This is a genomic window from Salinispora vitiensis, from assembly GCF_000378825.1.
Taxonomy (GTDB): domain Bacteria; phylum Actinomycetota; class Actinomycetes; order Mycobacteriales; family Micromonosporaceae; genus Micromonospora; species Micromonospora vitiensis.
Genome location: NZ_KB900388.1, coordinates 3,328,432 through 3,338,939 on the forward strand (window position 1 = coordinate 3,328,432; position 10,508 = coordinate 3,338,939).

Sequence of the window (10,508 nt, forward strand, 5' to 3'; positions counted from 1 at the left end):
CGGAGTTCCGGCTCCGGGTGCCGACCACCCGAAGCAACACCGTCAAGATAGCCTTACTGCTCGCGTCAGGCAATCCTGACGGGCCTATGCTTGCTTGGTGACGGAGGAGATGGTTCCGGGGCATGCTGAGCTCGTCGGATTCCGGCTGCCGGACGGGACACTGAAGACGGACGCCGTAGCGCCGGCCGACGCCGCCGGCTACCGGGCCGGATGTAGCTGCGGCTGGGTCGGCAGCCGGGACTACCCGGTCGCTGACGAGGGCCGCTGGATGGCCACCGCCGAGTGGGGCGGCCACATCCGGCCACTTTTGGCCGCCACTCCACCCGGCTGGCTGCTCAACCGCTCCGACACGCTGCGGGACGGCGTCGCCGAACTGACCACCACCTGGCCACTACAGGCGCTCGGCATCCTCGCCCAGGTGGAGCGCTGGCAACGGCCCCTCATCGAACAGGCCGTGACCCAGGCGCGGGCGTCCGGACTCTCCTGGGCCGAGATCGGCAACGCGCTCGGCATCAGCCGCCAGTCCGCGCACGAGCGGTTCCGCAAGATCGCCCCGCCGAAGCCCCCCAGCTAGCCGATATCTCCGCTACTACTGAAGTAGTGTTGACGTCATGTCAATGCCGTTAGAGTCAGTTCCGTTCTCGGAGCTGCTGCGCCAACCCACAGAAACCGCCGAGCGACTGTCCCGCGCTCGCGCGGTGCGGCTACGCCGCCGGGACGCCGCCGACTTGGTGCTCATGTCGGCAGAACGGGCGGTAGCTGAGGGTGAGGTGGTCGACCTGACCGCTCGGCTGCTGGCCAGCCTGGCACGCCAGGACCCCGACCTGGTCCGAGAGACGCTGCCCACCGTGTTGCCATGGGTGCGGTTCCTGCCTCCTGGGGAGGCCAAGCAGATGGCCGGTGAGTTTGTCGCCACGGCAGAGGCCGCTGCGGCGGTGGGCAACACCACGGCGTTGTCGCAGCTACTCGCCGAGTGGCGACATACGGCCGAAGTCCACGCCGACCCCGACCTTCACCGAATCCTCGCCACGCCGAGCTCCGACGAAACCCCGACACCCGCACCTGCTGGCTCAGACACGCCGGCACCGGACACCCCAGGGCCACCGACTGACGCGTAGGGACGCCCTGATCCGGGGGTTAGCTGGTGCGAGCCGACCCGGCCCGCATGGCACCGCAGGCGTGAACGCGAGAAATTTTGTCCGCGCCAGTGGGAACTTGGAGCTGCCCGCGGACAGGTGTAGGTGTGACAGCTGAGATGCGGGCCCGAATCCGGGCCGGAGACACCGACGCGTTCGGTGAACTCTTCGATGAACATGCCGAAGCGGTTCGTCGACACGCGGTTTGGAGTGAGGGCAGCCCAGCGCACGCCGAGGATGTGGTGTCGCTGACCTTCCTTGAGGCGTGGCGGATCCGCGAATCCCTGCGCCCGGACGGAGAGAGCCTTCGGCCCTGGTTGCTCGGCATCGCCACCAATGTGCTGCGCAACCGGTGGCGGACCGCGCGCCGGCACCGGGAGGCGCTGCGGCGACTGCCGGCAGGTGACCCGGTCCCGGACTTCGCCGACGAGGTGGTCGGCCGAATGCATGACGCCGATCAGGTGGCCGCGGCGATGGTCGCGCTGCGGACACTCCGCCGAGCAGACCGGGAGGTGTTTCTGCTCTGCGTCTGGTCGCAACTGGACTACGTGGCTGCCGCCGAGGCCCTGGGCGTACCCGTTGGAACCGTGCGCTCGCGGCTGGCCCGGGCCCGAGCCCGGCTGCGGGCACGGACCCACCAAGAGCTGGGGCGTACCCGAATTTTCCCCGTCGAGCAGGGAGAGTACCGATGAGCGAGCCCACCGCTCCGCACGTACCGGCCATGCCGACGGCGCGCCGGCAGGCACTGCGGCGGCACCTGATGAACGAGATCGAGCGGCCGGTCCGGCGGTCCCGCCGGAGGTTGTTGCTCGTGCCGGCAGCGGGTGTGCTGGCGGTCGCGGTCGGGGTCGCCGCCCAGCCGTGGCAGCCCGACCACCCGCCGTTGACCGTGGTGGTCCAGCAGGGGGATCACAGCGGCGCGACCCTGCTCCTGAACCAGATGGCCGCGGCGGTTGCCGACCGGCCGGAACCATCGGCTAGCGAGGGCGAGTACGTCTACGTCAAGACTCGGGGGGCGTACGCCGGGTTGGGCAACGGTCCGGCCCAGCTGCAACCGATGCACGAGCGGGAGATCTGGATCCCACGGTACGAACGAGGCGACGGCCTGCTTCGCGAGCCGCGCTTCGACCTGCCGATCATCGGTGTGATTCCGGAGCGGACGACGCTCACCAACATGACACCGAACGCGACAGTCGTCGAGCTGCCCACTGATCCCGACGAACTGCTGGCGAAGCTCTACCGGGAGCGGGATGAGCGGGGCCGGGGAAACAGCCGCGACGGTGCGGCGTTCACCGCGATCGGTGACATCCTGCACGAGTCGTTGGTGCCGCCGCGGACGAGCGCCGCGCTCTATCGGGCTGCGGCGAAGATTCCGGGGGTTGAGGTGGTCCGTGGGGTCACCGACGCGGCCGGCCGGCCGGGGGTGGCCGTCGCGTACACCGAGCGGAATCGACGCCACGAGTGGATCTTCGATACGAACACGTATGAGTATCTCGGTGAACGCAGCTATTTCGTGGCGGACACCGCCGACGGGCCAGCCGGGACGGTAGTGAGCACGACTGCGGTGCTGCAGCGGGCCGTGGTGTCGAAGCTCGGAGAGCGCCCGGCGGGTTAGCCGGCACCGGGACGACGTGGACGCAGCCGTGGCAGGAGCGCCGCGGCGGCTGATCGTGGGTGCCCGGCGCCCGGCGGAGGTGGATCACCCCGCCGGTCGCCGGGCGGTAGCCGGATCAACAGTTGCGCAGCTCGGGAGATTGGTTGAGCAGCTGGCCGCGGACGGAGATGAAGCGGCGGTAGGTTTCCGAGTCCACTGCGGAGTGGCGGAACGCCGCGACCCGGTGACAGTTCTGGAAGGCCAGCTTGACGCCGAAGTGGCGCTCGAGGCTGGACCGGATGGCGTCGCTGGCCAGCGCGCGCAGGAGCTGGCCCCGCTCCTCCTCGGTCGGCGGCGGGACGACGTTGTCGGCGAACTCGGCGTCGGAGGACGCCAGCTCCGCCGCCACCCGGCTGACGGTCTGCCAGGCGTACGGCAGGGAGTCGCGGACGCAGGAGACGAAGGCGTCGTCGTCAACAGGGCCCGACTCGGCGGACCGCAGCAGGTCCGGTGGCACGGTGAGAGACATGATCCTCCTCAGTTCTGACAATGATCATGGTTTCCATTACCGTTGCGTGCTGAGCACACCACGCAACGTCCACCGCGTCAATGACACCGCGTGGCGCGGCTCGGCCTGGTTCGGCTTATTCGCGGCCTAAAGGACATGCGCCCGTCTCGGGGCATTTGACAGCACTGCTCGCGCCGACCCAGACTGTCGCAACAACTCCACCACCGCGTCTGTGCGGGGGAAGTCCGGTCAAAATCCGGCGCTGGCCCGCAACGGTAGGCCGTCGAGGTACATCCCGACGGCGAGCCCGAATACCCGCCACACTCGCGCACCGCTACCCACCCGTCGTGGCCCACGGGTCGGAGGCCCCGACCCGACGCTGACCAGCAGCGACCGGCTGGGTTCTGACGACCGCAGGGCGGAAAGGCACTCCTGATGGTCGTGTCCCACCTTCGAACCACCGTCCGCACCCGCGTCGCCGGCCTGTTGGCCGCCGCCGTCGCCGGAATCGCCCTGACCGCTGTCGAGCCCGCACCCCAGGCCGCGCGCGCCGACGCCTGCGACGGCACCTCGGGCGTCACCGTGGTGATCGACTTCACCGCGTTCGGCGGCGACGTCGAGGTCGCCTGCGCCCCCGGCGACCCGGACACCGGGCTAGCCGCCATCCAGGGCGCCGGCTTCGCCGTCGAGGGCACCCTCCGCTGGGGCCTGGCCTTCGTCTGCCGGCTCGGCGGACTGCCCACCCCAGACGTCGAGCCCTGCACCGACACCCCGCAGGCCAGCGGGTACTGGTCGTACTGGCACGCACCCCGGGGCGGTGACTGGGAATACAGCGACAAGGGCGTGCTCAACTACGACCCCGCCCCGGGCAGCGTCGAGGGTTGGTCCTACGGCGCCAGCGAGCCGCCGAGCATCCCCGCCCCCTGAGCCGCCACACCGACGGTGTGACCAGAGCGCACCCGGGCGCTCGTCTTGGGCTCTGGCGTGGTCGTACGCCCGGGCGATACGGTGACGGGCGCCCGGTGCGCACCGGGCACAACTGCATAAGTCCTGTGTGGGGGGAAGCCGGTGCGATGCCGGCGCTGACCCGCAGCCGTGAGCGAGAGAACCCTCTCGCGAGCCGGAATGCCCCGCCCGGGACGAGCGGCTTCCACTGTCGAGGTCTACAGGGTGAAGTCCGGTCCGCCGAGGTCCGTCCACCCCGCTCACCGCAGCACGCGGAGCGGGGTTTTCGTTCCCCGGGGTGCTTGCCGGAGCTCACCGACTCCGCTACGAAAGGCACCCCTCTCATGGCCCTGTCCCGGCGCCTCGCCACCGGTCTCGGCGTGGCCGCGGCAACCACCCTCGCCGCGGTAGCCGCCGCTCCCCCAACCGTGGGGGCGGCACCCGACCCGGCCCACACCGCCGCGGCCCACGCGGCCGCGTCCTGGCTGGCCGACGAGTTCACCGACGGCGTCCTACCCAGCCCGTTCAACCCGGAGGCGGAGGACTGGGGACTGACCATCGACGGTCTCCTCGCCCTCTCCGCCACCGGGGTCGACCCGTCGACCCGGCAGGCGGCGACCGCCCAGGTCGCGGCGAACGTGCGCGCCTACAACAGCTGGGACGCCTGGAGCCCCGAGGACGTCACCGACGGCGGGGCGACCGCGAAACTGCTCTACGCCGCCTCCGCCGCCAACGCCGACCCCACCGACTTCGGCGGTTACGACCTGCGGGCCGAGACCCTGTCGCTGATCGCCGAGGCGGACACCGACCACCAGCGGGGACGGCTCACCAACCGGCCCCGCGAGCAAGCCGGCCTAGCCCCCAGTAACACCTTCGACCAGTCCTTCGCCGTGCTGGGCCTGACCCGCAGCGGCGGCGTACCGCAGGACGTGGTGGACTACCTCATCCGGCAGCAGTGCGCGGCCGGCGGCTTCCGCCTCTACCCGGACACCGCCGACGGGCCCTCACCGTCCTGCGACGACCAACCCGACGCCACCCTCGACGTCGACTCGACCGCGATGGCCGTGCAGGCGCTGCTGAGCGCCGCCGAGGACGGCGCCGCCAACGCCGCCGACGCGGCCGCCGCCGGCGCGGACTGGCTGGTGTCCCAGCAGCACACCGACGGGTCGTTCGAGGGCTCCGGCCCGACCGCCGGGAAGAACTCCAACAGCACCGGCCTGGCCGGGCAGGCCCTCGCCGCCGCCGGCCGGGACCCGGAGGCCACCGAGGCAGCGGTGGCGCTGGCCGCTTTGCAGGTGACCGAGGCCAACGGCGGGACGGCCGCCACAGAGGCGGGCGCCATCGCCTACAACGCCGAAGGGCTCGCCGACGCCGTCGAGAACGGACTCGGCGACGGCAGCCGGGACCAGTGGCGTCGCGCCACCGCTCAGGCCCTGCTCGGGCTCGCCCAGGTGCCGCTGGGTCGGATCGGCCTCGACCCGCCGCAGCCCACCCCGACCGGCACCGCCTCGCCGACCGCGTCACCCACCGCCTCGCCGACCAGCAGCGTTTCGCCGACCGCGTCACCCACCGCCTCGCCGACCGGCACCGCCAGCCCGACACCGAGTGCCACCGGGACCGCCCCGTCGGAGTCGCCCTCCGCCGCACCGACCGCCAGCGCTCCGGTGACTCCCACGCCCACCTCCAGCCCGGGTGGGCTGCCCACCACCGGCGCGGCGATCACCAGCTACGTGCTGCTCGCGGTGCTGCTGCTCGGTGGCGGCGTCGGGCTGCTCATCCTCAGCCGTCGGCGGGCGAATTGAACCGCCGGACACTCCGCGGCTCGGCGGCCGTCGCCCTGGTCGCCGCCGGCTCGGTGATCGGGCCGGGAAGCCCGGCGGCGGCCGTCGGGTCCGCCGGCTACTGCCCGGACGCCTCCGGCGTCACCGTCGTGGTCGACTTCAACGAACTCGGGGGCGGGACCGTGGTCCGCTGCGCCCCGGGCAGCCAGGCCACCGGGCTGGCCGCGCTGAAGAGCGCCGGCTTCCAGATCACCGGCACGCTGCGCTGGGGCGAGGGATTCATCTGCCGGATCGAGGGCAAACCGTCGGCGGACGCGGAGAAGTGCGTCGACACGCCGCCGGCCAGCGCCTACTGGTCGTACTGGCACGCCCCGAACGGGGGCAGCTGGACCTACAGCGACAAGGGGGTGCTGAACCGTACGCCCCCGGCGGGCAGCTTCGAGGGCTGGTCGTTCTCCCTCAACCGCAACCCCGACGACGCGCCCCGCCCGGGGGTCACCCCGAGCCGCCCCGCACCGCCGCCGCCCGCCTCGCCACCGGCACCGCCGGCACCACCGCCGGCGAGCGACGTACCGGTGGCACCACCGCCAGCGGGCGGTGGCGGCGCGCCGCCACCCGTCGACGGCATGCCGCCATCCGCCGACGGTGGTCAGCCCGGGGCAACCGGCGGGCCGGCCACCATTGGCCCGTCGACCTCGGCCACCGCCGCGCCGTCGGCCAGCGCGGCGGTCCTCCCGTCCCCGGAGACCGCCACCGCCGCGACGCGGCCGGGCTCCGCCGACGAGCCCGTGCTGACTGACGCCGTCGCCGCCCGCGAGGACGGGGGCGTGCCGCTGGGCACGCTGGTCGGGGTGCTGCTGCTGGCCGCACTCGCCGCCGGGGGCCTGGTCACCGCCCGACGACGGCGGGTCGCCGACCCGGATGACTGACACCGCGGTGGACCGCCCCGCGACCGCCGACCCCCGAATGACTGACGCCGCGGTGGACCGCTCCACGACCGCCGGTCGGTGGTCGGCCCGCTGGTCCGCCTGGCGCCTGCCCCGTGGGCTGCACCCGGGGGCCTGGTGGCTGTGGGCGCTCGGGCTGGCCACCGCGGCCAGCCACACCACCAACCCGCTGGGGCTCACCCTGCTGGTCGCGGTCGCCGCGCTGGTGGTCGTGCGGCGACGCGGGCACGCCCCCTGGGCGCTGGCGTTCCGGATGTACGTCTGGCTCGGCGTGGTGATCGTCGCGATGCGGGTGGTGTTCCGGATCGTCTTCGGTGGCGGGCAGGGCGAACACGTGCTGGTCCGGTTGCCGGAGATCCCGCTGCCGGAGTGGGCGGCCGGTATCCGCCTCCTCGGGCCGGTCGCCGCCGAGCAGGTCCTCGGCGGGTTCTACGACGGGCTGCGGTTGGCGACGATGCTGATCTGTCTGGGGGCGGCGAACGCCCTGGCGAACCCGAAGCGGCTCCTCAAGGCCGTACCGGGAGCGTTGTACGCGGTGGGCACGGCGGTGGTGGTCGCCCTGTCGGTCGCCCCGCAGCTGGTGGAGAGTGTGCTGCGGGTCCGGCGGGCCCGCCGGCTGCGGGGTGCGTCCGGGCGGGGGACGCGGGCGTTCCGGGGAGTCGCGCTGCCGGTGTTGGCCGACGCGTTGGACCGGTCCCTGGCGCTCGCCGCGGCGATGGACTCGCGTGGCTACGGCCGGACCGCGGCGGTCCCCGCCGGGCAGCGGGCGGTCACCGGCACGCTGGTCCTCGGCGGCCTGCTCGGCGTCTGCGCCGGCACCTACGGGCTGCTCGACACCGCCGGCCCCGGCTACCTGGGGCTGCCGCTGCTCCTCGCCGGGCTGGCCGCCGCCGTGGGCGGCATGCTGCTGGCCGGCCGCCGGGTCCGCCGCAGCCGCTACCGGCCGGACCGCTGGCGGCTGGCCGAGCTGCTCGTCGCCGGGTGCGGGATCGCCGCGGCCGGCCTGACCATGCTGGCCGGCACGGTCGACCCGGAGCTGCTCTACCCCCCGGTCAGCCCGCTCACCTGGCCCGAGCTGACCCCCCTGCTGCTGCTCGCCGTCGCCGTCGCGGCCGTACCGGCCTGGCTCGCGCCGCCGCCGACACCTGTCCCGAGAGATCGCACATGATCACATTTGACCGGGTGACCGTCCGCTACACCGAGGACGGGCCACCGCCGCTTCGCGACGTGACGCTGACCGTCGAGGAGGGGGAGTTGTGCCTGGTCGCCGGGCGTACCGGGGCCGGCAAGTCGACCCTGCTGCGGGCGATCAACGGCCTGGTGCCGCACTTCACCGGCGGTACCCTGCACGGCTCGGTCACCGTGGACGGCCGGGACACCCGCCGGCACCCGCCCCGCGACCTCGCCGACGTCGTCGGCGTCGTCGGCCAGGACCCGCTCTCCGGGTTCGTCACCGACACCGTCGAGGAGGAGCTGGCGTACGGGATGGAGCAGCTCTCCCTGCCGCCGGCGGTGATGCGCAAGCGGGTGGAGGAGACGCTGGACCTGCTCGGCATCGCCGAGCTGCGCGATCGGCCACTCCGGACCCTCTCCGGTGGGCAACAGCAACGGGTCGCCATCGGCGCCGTCCTCACCAGCCACCCCCGGGTCCTGGTGCTCGACGAGCCCACCTCCGCGCTGGACCCCACAGCCGCCGAGGACGTACTCGCCGCGGTCACCCGGCTGGTCCACGATCTCGGCGTCACCGTGGTGCTGGCCGAGCACCGGCTCGAACGGGTCATGCAGTACGCCGACCGCCTGCTCTACCTGCCCGGCGACGGGCGGGTGGTCGACGGGCCGCCGGCGGCGGTGCTGGCCGGTGTGGAGCTGGCCCCACCCCTGGTCGAGCTGGGCCGGCTGGCCGGCTGGGACCCGCTGCCGCTGTCGGTACGCGACGCCCGCCGCCGCGCCGCCGAGCTGCGTGGTCGGCTCGGCGAGGGGGCACCTCCCGCGCCGGCTCCCGCCCCCGACCCGACGACGGCGCTGAGCGCGCGGAAGATCGTCGTACGGTATCCGGGCACCGTGGCTGTGGCCGGCGTCGATCTCGACCTCCAGGTTGGCCAGGTCGTCGCCCTGATGGGCCGCAACGGTTCCGGAAAGTCCAGCCTGCTCTGGGCTGTGCAGGGCAGCGGCCCCCGGCAGGGCGGCGCGGTGACCGTCACCGGCGCGGCGGGGGCCGTCGACCCGAAGAGCCTGCCGGCGCACCAGGCCCGCCGGCAGGTCGGGCTGGTTCCGCAGACCCCGGGCGACCTGCTCTACCTGGAGACGGTCGACGGCGAGTGCCGTCAGGCCGACCAGGAGACCGAGGCGGCGGCCGGCACCTGCCGCGCCCTGCTGGACCAGCTCACCCCTGGTCTGCCCGGTGACCGGCACCCGCGGGACCTCTCCGAGGGGCAGCGGCTGGCGCTCGCGCTCGCGGTGCAGCTCACCGCCGCCCCGCCGGTGGTGCTGCTGGACGAGCCGACCCGCGGCCTGGACTACCTCGCCAAGCGGCAGTTCGTCGCGCTGGTGCGGGGGCTGGCCGCTGCCGGGCGTGCCGTGGTGGTGGCGACGCACGATGTGGAGCTGGTCGCGGCGCTGGCCGACCGGGTGATCGTGATGGCCGACGGTGAGATCGTGGCCGACGGCAGCACCGCGGAGGTCATGCTCGCCTCGCCCGCCTTCGCCCCGCAGGTCGCCAAGGTGCTGGCCCCGGCGCCGTGGCTGACGGTGGATCAGGTCGCCACCGCGCTGGTGGCGGAGCGGGAGCCGGCGTGAGTGTGCTGCGGGTCGCTCCGCGCACCGCCGTGGTGCTGGTGCTCGCGTCGATCGCCGCGCTGGCCACCTTCACCTGGCCGCTCTTCGTCCCGGTGCAGCCGGAGAGCACCGCCCGCGCCGGCGAGGCGCCGCTGGTCTTCGTCGTCATGTTGCCGGTGCTGGTGGCGTTGGTGCTGGCGGAACTCACCTCCGGTGGGATCGACAGCAAGGCCCTGGCGATGCTCGGGGTGCTCGCCGCGGTCAACGCCGCGCTGCGCCCGCTCGGTGCCGGTACCGCCGGGATCGAGACGGTGTTCTTCCTGCTGGTCCTCGCCGGCCGGGTCTTCGGACCGGGGTTCGGCTTCCTGCTCGGCTCCACGTCGCTGTTCGCCTCCGCGTTGCTCACCGCCGGGGTTGGCCCCTGGCTGCCGTTCCAGATGCTCGCCGCCTCCTGGGTGGGGCTCGGCGCCGGCCTGCTTCCCCGCCGACCCCGCGGTCGCGCCGAGGTCGCTCTGCTGGCCGGGTACGGCGCGCTCGCCGCCTACGGCTACGGGCTGCTGATGAACCTCTGGTTTTGGCCGTTCAGCGCCGGCGCGGAGACCCAACTCTCCTACGTGGCCGGCGCGCCGGTCCTGGAGAACCTGCACCGCTTCGTCGTCTTCACCGCGGTGACCTCCACCTTCGGCTGGGACACCGGACGGGCGATCACCACCGCCGTGCTGATCGCCCTCGCCGGCCCGGCGGTGCTCGCCGCGCTGCGCCGCGCCGCCCGCAAGGCCGCCTTCGGTGCTCCGGTAACCTTCGCCGCTCCGGTGGCCTTCG

Annotated in this window: 10 protein-coding genes, 1 pseudogene and 2 riboswitches; of the genes and pseudogenes, 10 read left to right on the plus strand and 1 reads right to left on the minus strand. The window is 73.3% G+C overall.

Annotation, left to right across the window (positions count from 1 at the left end):
- Positions 1–97 precede the first annotated feature (97 nt).
- The 4 genes from SALPAC2_RS0115630 to SALPAC2_RS0115645 all read left to right on the plus strand — a co-directional run bounded on the left by SALPAC2_RS0115630 (position 98) and on the right by SALPAC2_RS0115645 (position 2,751).
- Positions 98–574 carry a hypothetical protein gene (locus SALPAC2_RS0115630; RefSeq protein WP_026184773.1) on the plus strand — a complete coding sequence of 159 codons (477 nt, stop codon included), beginning with the start codon at positions 98–100 and terminating at the stop codon, positions 572–574.
- A 37-nt stretch (positions 575–611) separates the two neighbouring features.
- Positions 612–1,118 carry a hypothetical protein gene (locus SALPAC2_RS24915; protein WP_223874139.1) on the plus strand — a complete coding sequence of 169 codons (507 nt, stop codon included), beginning with the start codon at positions 612–614 and terminating at the stop codon, positions 1,116–1,118.
- Between the two features lie 125 nt (positions 1,119–1,243).
- Positions 1,244–1,828 (plus strand): RNA polymerase sigma factor, encoded by a 585-nt coding sequence (locus SALPAC2_RS24920; protein WP_223874140.1) that lies wholly within the window; start codon positions 1,244–1,246, stop codon positions 1,826–1,828.
- Positions 1,825–2,751, plus strand: coding sequence for a CU044_5270 family protein (locus tag SALPAC2_RS0115645; RefSeq protein WP_018217583.1), 927 nt, complete (start codon positions 1,825–1,827; stop codon positions 2,749–2,751). The genes SALPAC2_RS24920 and SALPAC2_RS0115645 overlap by 4 nt, the downstream gene beginning before the upstream one ends.
- Positions 2,752–2,866: 115 nt before the next feature.
- Here the strand turns inward: SALPAC2_RS0115645 and SALPAC2_RS0115650 are convergent, their stop codons facing one another.
- Positions 2,867–3,259, minus strand: a complete 393-nt coding sequence (locus SALPAC2_RS0115650; protein ID WP_018217584.1) for an SCO5389 family protein — start codon at positions 3,257–3,259, stop codon at positions 2,867–2,869.
- A gap of 216 nt (positions 3,260–3,475) precedes the next feature.
- A riboswitch (cobalamin riboswitch) is annotated at positions 3,476–3,555 on the plus strand.
- 118 nt (positions 3,556–3,673) lie between these two features.
- Here SALPAC2_RS0115650 and SALPAC2_RS0115655 point away from each other — a divergent pair.
- From SALPAC2_RS0115655 to SALPAC2_RS28535, 6 genes and pseudogenes are all read left to right on the plus strand, one after another.
- Complete coding sequence (locus SALPAC2_RS0115655) at positions 3,674–4,165, plus strand: hypothetical protein (RefSeq protein WP_018217585.1); 492 nt, start codon at positions 3,674–3,676, stop codon at positions 4,163–4,165.
- Between the two features lie 131 nt (positions 4,166–4,296).
- Positions 4,297–4,369, plus strand: a riboswitch (cobalamin riboswitch).
- Between the two features lie 158 nt (positions 4,370–4,527).
- Positions 4,528–5,985, plus strand: coding sequence for a prenyltransferase/squalene oxidase repeat-containing protein (locus SALPAC2_RS0115660; RefSeq protein ID WP_018217586.1), 1,458 nt, complete (start codon positions 4,528–4,530; stop codon positions 5,983–5,985).
- The gene (locus SALPAC2_RS0115665; RefSeq protein ID WP_018217587.1) at positions 5,982–6,893 is read left to right on the plus strand and encodes a hypothetical protein; all 912 of its coding nucleotides are present in this window, start codon (positions 5,982–5,984) and stop codon (positions 6,891–6,893) included. Before SALPAC2_RS0115660 ends, SALPAC2_RS0115665 begins: the two co-directional genes overlap by 4 nt.
- A gap of 37 nt (positions 6,894–6,930) precedes the next feature.
- A complete protein-coding gene (locus SALPAC2_RS0115670) occupies positions 6,931–8,079 on the plus strand; it encodes a CbiQ family ECF transporter T component (RefSeq protein ID WP_026184774.1) in 1,149 nt (382 codons plus the stop codon).
- Positions 8,076–9,707 carry an ABC transporter ATP-binding protein gene (locus SALPAC2_RS0115675; RefSeq protein ID WP_018217589.1) on the plus strand — a complete coding sequence of 544 codons (1,632 nt, stop codon included), beginning with the start codon at positions 8,076–8,078 and terminating at the stop codon, positions 9,705–9,707. Before SALPAC2_RS0115670 ends, SALPAC2_RS0115675 begins: the two co-directional genes overlap by 4 nt.
- Before the next feature lie 218 nt (positions 9,708–9,925).
- Positions 9,926–10,267: pseudogene (locus SALPAC2_RS28535) on the plus strand (ECF transporter S component); the annotation flags it as partial.
- Between the last annotated feature and the right edge of the window lie 241 nt (positions 10,268–10,508).